Origin of the sequence: Rubripirellula obstinata (genome assembly GCF_001642955.1) — a bacterium.
GTDB classification, from domain to species: Bacteria; Planctomycetota; Planctomycetia; order Pirellulales; family Pirellulaceae; genus Rubripirellula; species Rubripirellula obstinata.
In genome coordinates this window covers 1-15,652 of the sequence record NZ_LWSK01000073.1, presented here as the reverse complement: position 1 = coordinate 15,652, position 15,652 = coordinate 1, and the positions used below count along the sequence as shown (strand labels likewise).

Below are 15,652 nucleotides of genomic sequence, written 5' to 3'. Positions count from 1 at the left end.
ACAAAAAGAGGTGCCGTAGAAACTGCGTTTGACTCTGCGGGCCTAGGCCCAATGGCACTTCATTCTAAAGTTGCCTGGTAGTTTGATTCGCTTTTTGACGTCAAAGTTTGCGGGACGTTAGGTGAATGGACGTAGGCCGGAACAAGCCGCTTCGGCGCAGTTCCGGCAATCCAACGCCGTATCATGCAATTGCCGGAACTGCGCCGAAGCGGCTTGTTCCGGCCTACGGTGCTGCGGCTCACCAAATCGGTCTTCGTTCGCTTTGCTTAGACCTTGCCGGCTTTTAACCTCAAGAAGGCGTCGAAGAAACCTTGCAGTTCGCTGCCGTCCATGACGCTGTTGAAACTACCGACGTAATGTCCAGTTCTGGCATCTTTGACGCGTTGGTCGGGATGCAGGAAATAATTTCGGATTTGAGATCCGAAACCGGTTCGGGCTCGCGTTTCGTGTTTCTTGGCGTCTTCGGCTTCTCGTAGTTCCTCTTCACGCCGCGCCATCTTGGCTCGCAGCATCTTCCAGGCGGTCGCCTTGTTTTGATGCTGGCTTCGCTGGTTCTGACATTGCACGACGGTGTCAGTGGGAATGTGAGTCAAACGAATGGCGCTGTCGGTTTTGTTGACGTGTTGACCGCCCGCACCGCTGGCGCGATAGGTGTCGACGCGAACATCTTTTTCCTCGATTTCAATTTCGATCGAATCATCGATTTCCGGCGACACACTGACGGCGGCAAAACTGGTTTGGCGTTTGCCTTCGCTGTTGAAGGGGCTGATGCGGACTAGCCGATGCATGCCTTCTTCGCCTTTCAAGTATCCGTAAGCCATCGGTCCACGGATCGCGATCGATGCGTGGTTGATACCGGCTTCTTCGTTTTCTTGACGATCGAGCAATTCGATTTTGTATTCGCTGGCGACGGCCCAGGCGGAATACATTCGCAACATCATGTCGGCCCAGTCGTTGGCATCGGTTCCGCCATCGCGAGCGTTGACGGTCAGAATCGCGCCAGCGGAATCGTTGGGACCGCTCAGCAGTGCCTTCAATTCCAGATCATCGAGCACCTTTTCCAGACGCGCGACTTCGCCCGACACTTCGCCGACCATCGATTCATCTTCATCCGCCATCTCGAAAAGCGCATCAAGATCGCCCGCTGATGACGTCAATTCGTCCAGAGGCGATACGATGGCCTTGAGCCCTTTCAGGTCCATGATGACTTTCTGAGCCGATTCGTTGTCGTCCCAGAAACCCGGTTCACCCATCTTCAGTTCGATGGCTTTGATCTGATCAATTTTGCCAGCGTGGTCAAAGAGAGTCTCCTAACTGGGTCAGGCGCTGACGAATCTCTTTACTGCGTTGAACCAGTTCAGCATCCATAAGTGTCGTGGACTCCGTGCGTATAATCAGTGAAGATGGAAAGATGTAGGCCGTACTCGAGCGGAGCGAAGTACGGCGTCGCTCGAAACTGCCGTATTTCGCTCCGCTCATTACGGCCTACAAAACAAAATATACATGGCTCGGATAGTTCTAGCGATGAGTGGCGGTGTGGACAGCAGTGTTGCTGCGCACCTGTTGCTCGATGCCGGCCATGATGTCGTTGGCGTTTTCATGCGTCATGGCGAAGAATCCGCCAGCGTGTACCAGAACGCGGATGCGTGTAAGGTTGGTGACGGGAAGTTGCCTGTGCTATCGGGTGGCATGCGAGCGGATCATAAACAGGGTTGCTGCACGGCGTCCGATGCCGCTGACGCTCGCCGCGTTGCCGCGCGGATGGATATTCCTTTCTATGCACTGGATTTGCAGGCTGATTTCAAGCGGATCGTGGACTACTTTGTCGACGACTATCTGTCCGGTCGAACTCCCAACCCATGCGTCCGCTGCAACCAATGGATCAAGTTCGGGCGACTGTTCGACTACGCCGATTCGGTTGACGCTGAATTTGTTGCCACCGGTCACTACGCAAGAATGATCGACGGGACGTTGCATCGCGGGCTCGATTCAAAGAAAGATCAATCGTACGCACTGTTCGGAATTCGTCGTGATCGGTTATCGCGGATGATGTTGCCGGTGGGTGGATTTGAAAAGCCGCGGATCCGTGAGATTGCTGAATCGTTGGATTTGGGTGTGGCGGCAAAGAAGGACAGTCAAGAAATCTGTTTTGTGACTCAGGGCCACCACAGCGACTTTGTCCGCGCCCGCGAACCCGATCGATCCTCGACGACGCCTGGGAACTTTGTCAGCACCGATGGCAAGGTTCTGGGCCAGCATCGCGGGTACGAGGCGTTCACGATCGGGCAGCGAAAGGGGCTCGGCATTGCGTTGGGCGAGCCTCATTTTGTGATTCGCATCGATCCTAAAACCAGTGATGTGGTGTTGGGTAAGAAAGCGTCTTTGGCGAAGGCCGGTTTGACGGCTGGTGAGGCGAATTGGTTGGTGGATTTGTCGGATTTGCCAAGCGAGGTTTCAGTTCAGATTCGATACAACAGCCCGCCTCAACCGGCAAAATTGACGATCGACGAATCGAATCCGGAACAGTTTGAAGTCACATTCGACGAGCCACAGGACGCTGTCGCACCGGGCCAAGCCGCCGTGGTTTACCACGATTCTCGCGTTTTGGGCGGTGGTTGGATCCAGTAGGCGAATCCCCATCGCTTCGTGGGTAGCGGAAGTCGCCAAGACTTTCGGCCTGTCCAGAACCGCCGAAAGTCTTGGCGACTTCCGCTACGGCCGAAAAAATGTTTGCTGCCGCGGGTGGGGACAACTACAGTTCATACCTAGCCCGCGCATTCGGTTTTCGCGGTAGATCTGATCCTTATGAAAGACTCCTCAACGTAAATTGGTGAACGGACGACCAATAACCTCGGAGGACTACAACACCGATGAAAAAACTAGCACTTACCATTTTGGCCCTCGGGTTGTCTTTGCCTTTGGCATCGAATCCCGGTACCACCCAAGCTCAAAACGCGATTCTGGCGGATCTATACGGTCGGGGCGTTCACGCGCATTATGCCGGTAAATCCCAAGAAGCTTACGATCATTTCTCGATGGCCATCAATAACGGTATCGAAGATCCGCGGGCGTATTACTTCCGTGGCATCACCGCATGTGCGCTGGGACGTCAATACGAAGCAGAATCGGATTGGCAGCGCGGTGCAGAATTAGAGGCACGTGGAAAAATTGTAGGTTCAATCGGACGCTCGCTCACCCGATTCCAAGGCCCCGATCGCATCAAGTTGGAAGAGGTTCGTCAGAAAGCGAAACTCGACTTCTTGGCCCAGGCAGCGATGCGATCGAAGGCTCGATACGGCGAAATTCAATCGACACAGGGCGACATGCTTCGCTCGCGTCCGCTGGGTGCCGCACCCCGAAGTTCGATCACTCCACCGCCGGTACCGCCGGCGGCCGACGACAATCCTTTCTCGGATGACTTGGGCGAACCCAAGGTCGATTCAGATGACGCTCTCGAAGGTGCAATGACGGCTCCGCCAGCCGAAGACGCTGCACCAGCGGTCGTTGACGACACTCCGGCCGCACCCGCTGCTGATGCAGACGGAACAGACGCAGCCGATCCGTTCGGCAGCGATTCGGATCCATTCGGCGGTTCTTCGGATCCGTTCGGTGGCGATTCTGATCCATTCAGCAACTAATGCTGGTGGACAAGTCAGCAGATTGACGTCAAACAAATAAGAGAGCGGCTGGGTCTTCCAGTCGCTCTTTTTTGTGGTGGTTGGTACACTGCCAAACTAATCAACACAAACAGCTCGATGGAAGTCTGCACCAATGAAGTACCTTGTCTGGGGATTGATTGCCTTCTTGGTGGTGATCCATCAAGACGTTTGGAATTGGAACAACGACACGCTCGTGTTCGGATTCATTCCCTTAACCTTGGCTTACCACGCTGGTATCTCGATTGCCGCCAGTGTGGTTTGGCTGATCGCCGCGACCACCGCTTGGCCGGTCGATTCAGATGACTCGACTGGTGATTTAGTTGCCGGTGACGTTGTTGCCAGTGACTCGTCACAGGAGTCGTCGATATGAGTCCTGGTGTGATCAAAGTCGTCATCATCGGCGTCTATCTTGGGTTGTTGCTTTGCTTGGGACTGTTTTCGTCCCGTTTGTTCAAAGGCACATCTAAAGACTATTTGTTGGCCAGTCACTCGATCGGTCCGTTCTTGTTGTTGATGTCGTTGTTCGGCACCACGATGACAGGATTCGCGTTGGTGGGATCGACTGGGGAAGCCTTCGCCGAGGGTGTCGGTGTCTACGGCATGTTGGCGTCTTCGTCGGGCATCATTCACTCGCTCTGCTTTTTCGTGCTCGGCGTCAAGCTTTGGGGTTGGGGGAAGAAGTACGGCTACACGACGCAAGCAGGTTTCTTTCGCGATCGATTAGACAGCGACAAGATCGGTTTGGTGATGTTTCCAATTCTGGTTGGATTGGTGGTGCCTTACTTGCTGGTCGGCGTGATCTCGGCTGGCAAAGCGATCGCGGGTGCAACGCGAGGCGACTTTCCTGGACTGACCGAAACCGGCGCGATCCCGCCGTGGCTGACATCGCTGGTGATCTGCGTTGTGGTTTTGGTGTACGTGTTTTTCGGCGGTATGCGAGGCACCGCGTGGGCGAACACGTTTCAGACGTCGGTGTTCATGGTATTAGGTGTGGTCGCGTTTTACCTGATCGCAACAGGTTTGGCCGAACGAGCGGTTGACGATGGACGGGCTCATCAGATGGTGGACGGTCAGCTAGTCGTTCGCACCGAACCTCCCACCGGGTTCCTGGACTCTCTACAGATCGTGTCTCAGGAAATACCAAAATCAAGACGAGTTCGCGCCGAAGTGACGGCGGATGATCAAATCGAATCGGTGGAAGCGCCCGCGAAGTTTCGTACTCGCGAGCGACTCGACCCCTGGATGTTCTTTACCTACATGTTGATTCCGTTTTCAGTCGGTATGTTCCCGCACTTGTTTCAGCATTGGTTGACGGCCAAGAGTGCGAGAGCGTTCAAGTTGCCGGTGGTGGTTCATCCGGTCTTTATTTTGATCGTTTGGGTGCCGTGCGTTTTGATCGGCGTTTGGGCGACCAGTGGCTTGATCAACATTCCGCCACCGATCGCTGATGATCCCAACAAGGTGCTTGGCTTTATGGTCAAGTCGCTTTCGGGCGACGTTCTGGGTGGCTTTTTGCTGGCCGGAATTCTGGCTGCGATCATGTCCAGCTTGGATAGCCAATTCCTTTGCCTGGGAACGATGTTCACGACCGACATCGTGGTTCACTACGGCGGCAAGAATCGTTTCAACGACAAACAGATCGTTCTGATTTCTCGATGCTTCATCATCGCGATCGTTGCGATCACATATGGTTTGAGCTTGACCACGATCGCACAAACTCGGGTGTTTCAATTAGGCATTTGGTGCTTCAGTGGTTTCAGCAGTCTGTTCCCGTTGGTGTTCCTAGCGGTCTACTGGAAGGGACTGACCAAGTGGGGTGCCTACGCGGGCGTCTTAACCGCGGCCGGTGTTTGGTACGCACTATTTTCGGCGTCACAGTTTGGTGCGATCGACAATTGGTCGGTGAACTTTACGATCGGCGAGCGGACGATTCATACGATGCCGGTGGCGTCAATCTTTCTGGCATCGTTGATTGCAACCGTCGTGGTGTCGTTGCTGACGCCGGGGCCAAGCAAAGAAACGCTGGCGAAGTTCTTCCCCGATCGGACTTAGAATCACGCGATGATGGTCTGGGAAGCATGGTTGAGTTTGGCCGTCGCCAGTGTCCTGCTGGCGTCTTTGTCGATGCGCGTCGCGCCGAAGGAATTGTTGGCGCTTGCTTGCCTGGGCATTCTGATCTTTGCTCAGAATGTGATGGGAACGGAGTTGTTGCCAACGCCAAGCCAAGCGGTTGCCGGCTACGGAAACGAAGCTCTGATCACGATCGCATTGCTGTTCGCAGCCGTTGCCGGTTTGGAATTTACCGGCGGCACGGAACTAGCCACCGGCTGGTTGTTGCGAAAAGCGAGAACGTTGACCGGGGCGCAGACTCGGTTGCTGATTCCGGTTGCCGCGCTGAGTGGTTTTCTGAACAACACGCCCGTTGTGCTTGCGCTGATTCCGGTCGTCAGTGATCTGTCGAAACGAATCGGGTCCAGCAGCAGTCGTTTGCTGTTGCCACTTTCCTATGCCGCGATCCTGGGCGGTATGTGTACGTTGATCGGGACAGGCACCAACCTGATTGTGGCCAGCAAGATTGAACAATCGATTGCCAAGGGTGTCGATTTGCAGCCGTTGTCGTTCTTCGCGCCCGCCTACATTGGATTGCCCGCGACCGTGTTCGGCGTCGCTTACATGATCTTTTTTTCAAGGTGGCTGCTGCCAGAACGCAACGCGGCGATCAGTGCCGGTGACGATCCGCGGCAATACACCGTCGAAGTGCAAGTCGAAGCAAGCGGAGCGCTGGTCGGGCAGACGATTGAGGATGCTGGACTGCGGCATTTGCCAGGCTTATACATTGCCGAAATTCAACGTGACGATGGCGTGATCGCGGCAGCGAAACCGAACGAGGTTCTGCGGTCCAACGATGTATTGATCTTGGTCGGAGCACTCGATAGCGTCGTTGACCTCCGCAAAATTCGTGGCTTGATTACACCCGACGATCAGGCGCGAAAGTTAAAGGTGCCAGCCTGGAAACGAACGTTGGTGGAAGCCGTCGTTAGTCCCAGGTGCAGTTTGATCGGCAAAACCATTCGCGAAGGCCGTTTTCGTTCTCACTACAACGCCGCCGTCGTGGCAGTCGCCCGTGGTGACAAACGATTTTCGGGAAAGTTGGGAGACATCCGTTTGGAAGTCGGCGACGTGTTGTTGTTGGAAGCGTCGCCTTCGTTCCTGCATCGTCGTAGCGAGTCACGAGATTTTTTCCTGGTCAGTGCGGTCGAACAGGGAATTGTTCGCCGTCCTGAAAGGGCCTGGATTGCGGTGATCATTTTGGCATTGATGGTTTTGACAGCGTCCACGGGTTGGCTTTCGATTCTGACCGCTGCGTTGTTGGCCGCCGTCGCAATGGTCACGCTTCGATGCTGCACCAGCAGCGAAGCCAGACGCAGTATCGATTGGTCAGTGTTGATTGTCATTGGTGCGGCGATTGGAATTGGCGAAGCGCTGCGAATCAGTGGTGCAGCGAACGCGATCGCAGAGGGACTGCTGACACTTGCCGGCGGCAGTCCGATGTTGACACTCGCCGCGATCTTTATTGCAACGATGGTTTGCACCGAATTGATCACCAACTACGCGGCCGCGGTATTGATGTATCCCATTGCTCTGCGTGCGGCGGCAGGATTGGTCGGTGTCGATGGAGTCGCTTGCAATCCTTCGCCATTCATCATTGCGGTCATGATCGGCGCATCAGCAAGTTTCTTGACCCCATTCGGTTACCAAACCAACATGATGGTCTACGGCGTAGGCGGTTATCGAGTCCTCGACTACGTCAAATTCGGACTACCGCTCTCCCTGATCGTATTCGCCGTCACCATGGTCGTCGTCCCCATCGTCTGGCCATTCTTCTAACGAATACACTAAGACCTCGCCGACGATTTTGACAAAAAAATTGTTGTCAAAAAAACTGGGATGCTCAGCCTACTAATCTTTTTGACAATAATTTTTTTGTCAAAAACTTCCCCACTACTCGATTACCACAAACTGAACTTCTCCTGAAACAACATTCACCCAGTAGATCTTATTCAACGATGTGTTTTTCAAGAATTGCCGTAAGTGAAGTTCATAAGCTGGAATGTTTCGCCTTAGGGCTGTGATTTTGAATGCTTCATTGGGAGCCAACAAACTGCAAACTTGCTTTCCAACACGCTTATCGTCCCAAAGTGTCTCAACTGTCTGCCGAACAACGTCAGGACCGCCCAGGAAGTGTGTCACTGCTTCTGTGTATAGCCCGTGATCCAAACCGGTCCCCCAATCACGGAGTAGTTCAACGATGGTTTCTTGGAATCGATCAGCCACTGGATTGTTGGTTGTCCACCTTTTTGAATCCAGACGAAAGCGACGTCGATGTTCGGTGGATTCGTGACAATTCACAAACTCGTGTTGAAGACTCTCACTACCGAAGTTAATGAGTTTTCCGTGCCTCAAATCAGTCAACATCAGGTACTGAATCAGTTGCAGTCGATGCCGTTCGACCAATTCTGAAACAGTTTTTAGTTCAAACGGACAACCGGAGTCGACGAGCAGATCGATATAGTATCGTTTCTCAAAGTTGCGGTGCATTAGTCGAACACAAACCTCTTCTTTGGCACGCTGTCCTATAATATGCGACAACGTGCTGCGGATAGGCGACTCATCGAACACTCTACCGAGTTCTTGATGAAGGCTGAAAGCGTGCCCGACGACTTCGTAAGCAACCGCCCCGAATTCGTCTTGAGAAAATCGCTTCACAGGTGAACTAGTTTCGATTGGCATGGTTTGAGCCGTGTTTAGCAGTAGGTTTTGACAAAAAAATTATTGTCAAAAAAATAGCAGACCGATCACAACAATTTTTTTGTCTTAATTCTTCCACTGGTGTGTCGGTCGCTTTCAATATAGCGTAGGCCGGATCTCAATACGGCCTACGATAACCCTATGACGAATTCTAAACCTTCTAGCCCATCGCTGACGACGCCGATTGATGATGTCTCATCGGCTTTGCCGGCGATCGTGTATCCGACCGAGCTTCCAATCACTCAGTATCGGGATGAACTGGTTCAGTTGATCCGCGATCACCAAGCGATCATTGTCTGTGGCGAAACCGGTAGCGGTAAAAGCACCCAGTTGCCGAAGTTCTGTTTAGAAGCGGGACTCGGCGTTGACAAGATGATCGGTCATACGCAGCCGCGGCGATTGGCGGCGCGTAGTATCGCCGCTCGTTTGGCCGAGGAGTTGAAGACGTCCGTCGGTGGGCAGGTCGGCTTTAAAATTCGTTTTGGTGACCAGACCAGCGATCAAACTCAGATCAAGCTAATGACCGACGGCATCCTGCTTGCCGAAACCGGGTCAGATCGGTCTCTCGACGCTTATGACGCAATCATCATTGACGAAGCGCACGAACGATCGCTGAACATCGATTTCCTGATGGGCTACTTACGAAAGCTGCAAGACAAGCGACCCGACCTGAAGATCATCATTACGTCCGCAACGATCGATGCAGATCGGTTCGCTCAGCATTTTGCCGACGGTGATACGCCTGCGCCGATTGTGAATGTGGAAGGCCGAGGCTACCCGGTCGAAATTCGCTATCTGCCCTGGGAAGAAATAAACAATGATGAAACGCGTCACTACGATCTTTCGCGGCATGTGATCGAAGCTATCCAAGGTCTTTCGCGTGACGGTGGCGGTGACACGTTGGTATTTTTGCCGACCGAACGCGACATTCGCGAAGTTTCGCACCGTGTGTCGGGGCATTACAAACGAATGGGGATGGAGGGCCGGGTGGATTTGCTGCCGTTGTATGCTCGGTTGCCAAGTTCGCAGCAACAAAAGATCTTTTCGCCCGATGGTAAAAAGCAACGCATCATCTTTGCGACCAACGTCGCCGAAAGTTCGCTAACCGTTCCCGGCATTCGCTACGTGATCGATAGTGGAACGGCCAGGATCAGTCGTTACAGTCCACGCAGCAAAGTGCAGCGGTTGCCGATCGAACCGGTTAGCCAAGCCAGTTCCAATCAACGCAGCGGTCGTTGCGGTCGCGTTGGACCAGGGATCTGTGTTCGCTTGTTCTCGCAAGACGACTTTGATTCGCGTGACTCGTTCACCACTCCAGAAATCCGGCGGACGAACTTGGCTTCGGTCGTGCTGCAGATGAAGTCGTTGCGGCTTGGGCGATTGGAAGACTTTCCGTTACTCGATCCGCCGCGTGATGAATCGATTCGCGAAGGTCTCCGCACGCTAACGGAATTGGGCGCGATCGATGATCGGCATGAACTAACGCCGATTGGCCGCAAGCTCGGTCGAATGCCCGTGGATCCACGAGTCGGCCGGATCATTTTGGCTGCGGACGAAAACGGAGTTTTGGCCGAGGTGTTACCGATCGCCGCGGCGATGGAGATTCCTGATCCTCGCGATCGTCCGCCCGAAAAACAACAAGCCGCCGACGAAGCCCACGCACCGTTCACCGATCCGCAGAGTGATTTTTTGTCGTACCTGCGGCTATGGCGTCACTACGAAGATGCTCGATCAAATCTAAGTCGCAATAAGTTGGAACGGTCGCTTCGGAAACAGTTTCTATCGCCCAACCGGATGCGAGAATGGTCGGACATCTATCGCCAGCTTCGCGAAATGGCATCAAGCCAACTGGGTGATCGAAAGTCGAAACGCAAGATTGGCAAAATTCGTTTTCTGGAAGACGACCCAAAGTTCATCGTCGGTCGCGACCACTACGAGGCGATTCATCAATCGCTGTTGGCGGGTCTATTGTCTGGCGTTGCCATGGTGGGCGATAAGAACCAGTACACCGGTGCAGGCGGTTTGAAATTGTTCCTGTGGCCCGGCAGCGGTGTGTTTGAAGGAAAACCAAAATGGATCGTGGCAGCCGAACTTGTCGAGACGGCCAAGCAATACGCTCGCACGGTCGCGAAAATCCAGCCGGGTTGGGTAGAAAAAGTTGGCGCGCATTTGCTGAAGTCATCGCACTTCGAACCGCACTTCAGCAGCAAGTCCGGCGGAGCATTCTGTTATCAAAACCAGACTCTGTTTGGGTTACCCGTCGTCACACGCCGTCGTTTGCCGCTTGCACCGATCGATCCCGCGACGGCACGCGAATTGTTGATAGAACCTGGATTGGTGGACGGTGAACTTCGCACCAACGCTCGTTTTGTTCGTCGGAATCAGAACCTGAAGGAACTGATTGCTGCACTTGCCGCAAAGACACGGCGTCGTGATCTGGTGATCGACGATTACGTCGTCGCTGGGTTTTATCAGGAACGGTTGCCCGAATCGGTGGTCGATCGAGCTCGTTTGGAGAAGTTTGATCGCGAATTGGAAGAACCCGCATGGGTAAAGACGCTGACTGATTCGGCGGTTGTATCGCAATGGTTGGCGGATCCGCCACCACCGGATGCATCACCATCGCTGTACATGCGACCCGATGAATTGGTTGCCGCGGAAGCTTCTGCACTTTCGGGTGAAGCGTTTCCTGACGAATTGATCGTCGGCAGTTCACGGCTTCCGATTCAGTATCGTTTTGAACCGGGGTCCGAGCGCGATGGTATTAACGTAACGGTTCATCAAGCGGCACTGTCGCAGGTCAGCGACGATCGGTTGGGTTGGTTGGTTCCAGGATTGTTGCACGACAAAATCGTGAACTTGATCAAGTCGCTTCCCAAACGAATTAGGCGAAACCTGATTCCGGCTGCCGATGTGGCTGCAAAGATTGTCGCGGAACTCAACGACGACTATGGCAAGCTGCCGTTTATGACTGCGGTGTGCCAAGTGATGAGCCGCCATGCCGAGATGCCGATCAGTCCGAGCGACTTTCAAGAAGACAAGCTGTCGTCGCACTTAGATTTTTTGGTCACAGTTGTTGACGACGAAGGACAGCCCGTCGCCGAGGATCGTTCGATCGCGGCGTTGTCACAGAAACTACGTACCGCAGCCGTAGGTGCCAGTGTAGAAGATTCAATAGAGCAAAACGAAATTATTGAGGACTGGTCACGTCAATCGATGACCACTTTTGACATTGTGGACTTACCTCGCGAAGTAGTGCGAATGCGTGGCGGAGTCCAGGTGGCGCAGTATCCTGGGCTTAGCATCGAAACAGATGGAGTTCGAACGAAACTGTATCCCGACGCTTCGTCAGCCGAACAATCCATCCGGCTCGGGTGTATCGAGCTGTTTGCATTGACTGAAAAGAAGGAGTTGCGTGGGCAGGTTCGATGGTTGCCAGCGCTGCAGCAAGCCAAGGTCAAACTATCTGGTGTTGTGTCATCCAAAGACATCGAAGCATCCTTGGCACGACTACTGGCGAGGATTGCATTCATCGAGAAGCAACCCGTGATCCGCACAGCGGAAGAATTCGACCGGCGTTCTGGTCAGCGAGGCGGGCGCATTGCTGAAGCCACGCAAGAAGTGGCAACGTGGCTGGGGAATTTGGCGGATGCGTATTTCGAAGTCCGTCGCGAATTGGAATCGTTTGGCGGTAACCAACGATATTCGGATGCCTGCACGGACATTCGTGATCAACTGACCTGGATGACTTTCGACGGCTTCATGGCCAAGGTGCCGTGGGAATGGCTGTCGCATTACCCACGTTATTTCCGAGCGATGGCGTACCGCATCGATAAACTGCGCAGCGGTTCGGCAACCAAGGATTCCGACAATATGCAAACCGTCGGTCAGCTATGGCTGCGTTGGCAACAAACCCTGCCCATCGACCAACGCGATCCCACGTCGCAAGCCGCCAACGAATTCCGCTGGATGACGGAAGAGTTGCGTGTCAGCCTGTTTGCACAACCTTTGGGAACCTCAACGAAGGTCTCACCCAAACGCTGCGAAAAGCTGATCGATTAAACGCCACCGCGGTATCGACAAGGTTTACCTAAACAAACAATAATCCGCATAACCGGCCCCCTTGGTTGGCAATTTGTCTCAACATGGGCGTAGAAATAGGTACGTCGGCTGTTGGTTGATCATGCGGTGGATTATTGTGCTGGTCTGGTACGGTCGAATCTGTGCCCAATTGGCGGGGTCTCCGCCATGGATGACTTTTCCTTTGAATTAGGTGGATTGAATAGATGAAACATTTCCTTTCGTTGATGATGTTGTGTGCAGCCGTTTCTTTCGTCGGTTGCGACACTTCGGCCGTCGAAGACGCCGCGAACAGCACGGTTGATGCAGTGGGCGACGCAGCCCAAGGGACCGCTGACGCTGTTGAAGGCGCTGCCAACGACGCAGCCGGTGCCGCTGGTGATGCTGTCGAAGGCACCAAGCAAGCCGTCAAAGATGCAACAGAAGCTGTTGCTGGCGAATAATCGCCAAGGCTGAATTAAGAATGACTTTCACCTGGGCGAGTTTCATCAAATGAGCTCGTCCGGTTGAAAGCATTCGGCGTGAAAGTGTCTTGACTCAGTTTGACCCGTTTTCCTAAATCTAAACCATGGGAAAACGTATCTTCTTTTCGGTTGGCGAGCCAAGTGGCGACCAACACGCTGCTCGGTTCATCACTGAACTTGCCAAAATTGATCCGTCGATCGAAATGGTTGGTTTTGGTGGGCCTGAAATGCAGCGAGCTGGATGCCGGATCGATCTCGATTTGACTCAGCATGCCGTCGTTGGGCTGTTGGAAGTGCTGCCCAAAATTCGCCAGTTTTTTGGCTTTGCCGATCAGGCCGAAGCAGTCTTTGCCAAAGGCGATATCGACGCAGTGGTCTTGGTGGACTTCCCCGGATTCAATTGGCACATCGCCAAGCGTGCGAAGCGTTACGGCATTCCCGTCCATTATTATTGCCCGCCACAACTTTGGGCTTGGGCACCCTGGCGTATTCGGAAGATGCGACGGAGTGTTGATCATGTTTGGTCAGTGCTACCTTTTGAACACCAGTACTTTCAAGAACGCGGTCTGAATTCCACCTACATTGGTCACCCGTTTTTTGATTCGGTTGCAGAGACCAAGTTGGATTCCCAACTGATGACTGAGTTTTCAAAGGCAACCGACGATGGGTCACCGATCGTCGCGGTCCTGCCGGGATCGAGAGGTCATGAGGTCCGCGGCAATTTTCCGATCATGCTGCAAGCGATTCGTCGATTGCACCAGCGGTACCCGAATGCTCGGTTTGCCGTAGCCGCATGCCGCGACACACAAGGCTTGTGGTGCCGTGATCAATTGACGGTTGACGATCAAGCATTGCCCATCGATTTCTACGTCGGGAAAACAAGCGAGATTATCGAAGCGGCCCAGTGTGCGATGATGGTTAGCGGCAGCGTTAGCCTGGAATTGATGGCCAGGCGGACTCCCGCGGCAGTCATCTATCGTGTTGGCCGGTTCTTACATACGGTCGGCAGTCGCTTGATTCAAGTCGATAGCCTGACGCTGCCTAATTTGATCGCGGGCCGAAAGATCTTTCCCGAATTTGTTTCGGTTGGGGCCACTGATCCAGCGGTCGATTTTCTAACTGAATCCATCGATTCGATGCTGGGTGATCAATTCTACTTTCATTCGCTTCTGCGAGACTTGGACAGGTTACGATCCGATTTTGCGGCACCCGGCGCGTCGGCGAAACTGGCCCAGGCGATTTTCCAGAAGCTTGAACCGGGTTCTGCGGGCTCGAATTTCGCGGGTCCGAGTTCTGAGGGTCCGAGTTTTGCGGGTCGTCGGGCAGCCTAGGTAGTGGAATCGATGTAGGCCTTATTGAGACCTTGCCGGGCGTAGGCATGCAAATCGGTAGGTTTTTGTAGGCCGTAGCGAGTGAAGCGAGTTACGGCAGCGATGCAGGAAAATGCCGTCACTCGCTTTAATCGCTACGGCCTACATTTGAACCGTGGCCGGTCCAGATACGTACGCTTCCTGAGTGGTTCTAAACCCAACTGAACAGAGTTTCCTGAACAGAGTTTCCTGAAGAGAGTTTCCAAGCCGAGCCTGCCGATGTCTGACCCAACCGACGTATCCGCTGAATCAAGTTCGCTGCCGCCAATGGGGATGAACGAGCTGAGTATGAACGAATTGGGTGGCATGGGAGCTGAAACTGGCTATGGCCTGGACGAAAGCACGCCACCGCTTCGGTTCTCGGGGTTTGTCAGCCTGTTGTTGGGGCTGCTTAGCTGGGTGTCGATCCTGGTCCTGGGTGCCATCGTCATTCCGATTTTGGCGGTGCTGATTGGGTTGGTTGCCCTGCGTCCGTCGCGGTTTGGCAAACCCGTGGGAACGCTGCCAGCAAAGTTCGGAATCTGTCTCGCCGTGGGCTTCGGCATTTGTGGGTATCTCGTTCCCTACTTGAAGACACAAACCCTGGGTGGTCAAGCAAAAGCGTTCGCGATGGATTACATCGACGTTGTCAATTCAGGTTATGACACGTTGGGGATTGAATTGAAGAAGGAAAAGAGAAACCGATTCAGCAAAGAGATGCCACTTGATGATCACTACGACGGGAGCGAACAGGCTGCCGAACTGCTGGAGAATTTTGAAGCGGACGGCGGAAACTCGATCATTCGACAAGCAGGGCCAGATGCCAAGTGGGAGCTTGATCGGCCGATGCATGTGTTCCGACAATATGGCATCGATCGTGCGCATTTGGTTTTCCGAAACGAACGTGGCACACTGTTGCAGTTCTTCATGCACTACAAAATTGATGGCAACGATGTCGGTCAGTGGCACATCAATCGTGTCCAACCCTATCGTGAACTGATCGTTGCCGAGTCAGTCTTGTAAGAGCGGAAGGCGACTATCAAAGGTCGCACGTTCCTTAGGAACGTGCGGGGAATAAGCGTCGCCTTTCGCAGGGGATGTCGTATTCATTACTGCCGGATTGGTGTCGTCACTCATCCCGAGGGAAGTCGAACAAATAAATGCGAATTGTCGTTGATCGATCCGCGATCATAACGTTGGTGAATAGTCCCGGCGGGACGGAAGCTCTCTGCCGGGGATGTAAATCCCCGGATGGCAGCGTTATATCTCACTTTTTCTCTGTAACCAATTC

11 protein-coding genes are annotated in these 15,652 nt (G+C 53.7%); 9 read left to right on the top strand and 2 right to left on the bottom strand.

All coding sequences use genetic code 11. The annotated features are described in order from the left end of the window. Positions 1 to 266: 266 nt before the first annotated feature. A protein-coding gene (gene prfB / locus RC85_RS16995) for a peptide chain release factor 2 (RefSeq protein WP_338060584.1) occupies positions 267 to 1,368 on the bottom strand; the annotation gives its coding sequence in 2 pieces (ribosomal slippage) (positions 267 to 1,298 and positions 1,300 to 1,368; 1,101 coding nt in all). Positions 1,369 to 1,503: 135 nt separating this feature from the next. Between prfB and mnmA the strand changes: the two genes are divergently transcribed. From mnmA to RC85_RS16970, 5 genes are all read left to right on the top strand, one after another. Further along, the gene (mnmA, locus tag RC85_RS16990; RefSeq protein ID WP_068264982.1) at positions 1,504 to 2,628 is read left to right on the top strand and encodes a tRNA 2-thiouridine(34) synthase MnmA; all 1,125 of its coding nucleotides are present in this window, start codon (positions 1,504 to 1,506) and stop codon (positions 2,626 to 2,628) included. Between the two features lie 242 nt (positions 2,629 to 2,870). Next, entirely contained in the window at positions 2,871 to 3,638 is a 768-nt protein-coding gene (locus RC85_RS16985) for a hypothetical protein (RefSeq protein WP_068264981.1), read from the top strand. A 133-nt stretch (positions 3,639 to 3,771) separates the two neighbouring features. Continuing rightward, positions 3,772 to 4,029, top strand: a complete 258-nt coding sequence (locus tag RC85_RS16980) for a DUF3311 domain-containing protein (RefSeq protein ID WP_068264979.1) — start codon at positions 3,772 to 3,774, stop codon at positions 4,027 to 4,029. Further along, positions 4,026 to 5,711: a sodium:solute symporter family protein gene (locus RC85_RS16975; protein ID WP_068264977.1), complete on the top strand. Its 1,686-nt coding sequence runs from the start codon at positions 4,026 to 4,028 to the stop codon at positions 5,709 to 5,711. Before RC85_RS16980 ends, RC85_RS16975 begins: the two co-directional genes overlap by 4 nt. A 9-nt stretch (positions 5,712 to 5,720) precedes the next feature. Beyond that, complete coding sequence (locus tag RC85_RS16970; RefSeq protein ID WP_068264974.1) at positions 5,721 to 7,547, top strand: SLC13 family permease; 1,827 nt, start codon at positions 5,721 to 5,723, stop codon at positions 7,545 to 7,547. A 114-nt stretch (positions 7,548 to 7,661) separates the two neighbouring features. On the opposite strand, the gene RC85_RS16965 is transcribed toward RC85_RS16970, so the two are convergent. Beyond that, complete coding sequence (locus tag RC85_RS16965) at positions 7,662 to 8,450, bottom strand: GxxExxY protein (protein ID WP_068264973.1); 789 nt, start codon at positions 8,448 to 8,450, stop codon at positions 7,662 to 7,664. A 159-nt stretch (positions 8,451 to 8,609) separates the two neighbouring features. Here RC85_RS16965 and hrpA point away from each other — a divergent pair, with 159 nt between their 5' ends. From hrpA to RC85_RS16945, 4 genes are all read left to right on the top strand, one after another. After that, positions 8,610 to 12,530, top strand: coding sequence for an ATP-dependent RNA helicase HrpA (gene hrpA, locus RC85_RS16960; protein ID WP_068264972.1), 3,921 nt, complete (start codon positions 8,610 to 8,612; stop codon positions 12,528 to 12,530). 224 nt (positions 12,531 to 12,754) lie between these two features. Then, positions 12,755 to 12,991: a hypothetical protein gene (locus tag RC85_RS16955; RefSeq protein ID WP_068264971.1), complete on the top strand. Its 237-nt coding sequence runs from the start codon at positions 12,755 to 12,757 to the stop codon at positions 12,989 to 12,991. A 125-nt stretch (positions 12,992 to 13,116) separates the two neighbouring features. Then, the gene (gene lpxB, locus RC85_RS16950; protein ID WP_068264970.1) at positions 13,117 to 14,343 is read left to right on the top strand and encodes a lipid-A-disaccharide synthase; all 1,227 of its coding nucleotides are present in this window, start codon (positions 13,117 to 13,119) and stop codon (positions 14,341 to 14,343) included. 258 nt (positions 14,344 to 14,601) lie between these two features. After that, positions 14,602 to 15,384: a hypothetical protein gene (locus RC85_RS16945; protein WP_149752847.1), complete on the top strand. Its 783-nt coding sequence runs from the start codon at positions 14,602 to 14,604 to the stop codon at positions 15,382 to 15,384. Positions 15,385 to 15,652: the final 268 nt, after the last annotated feature.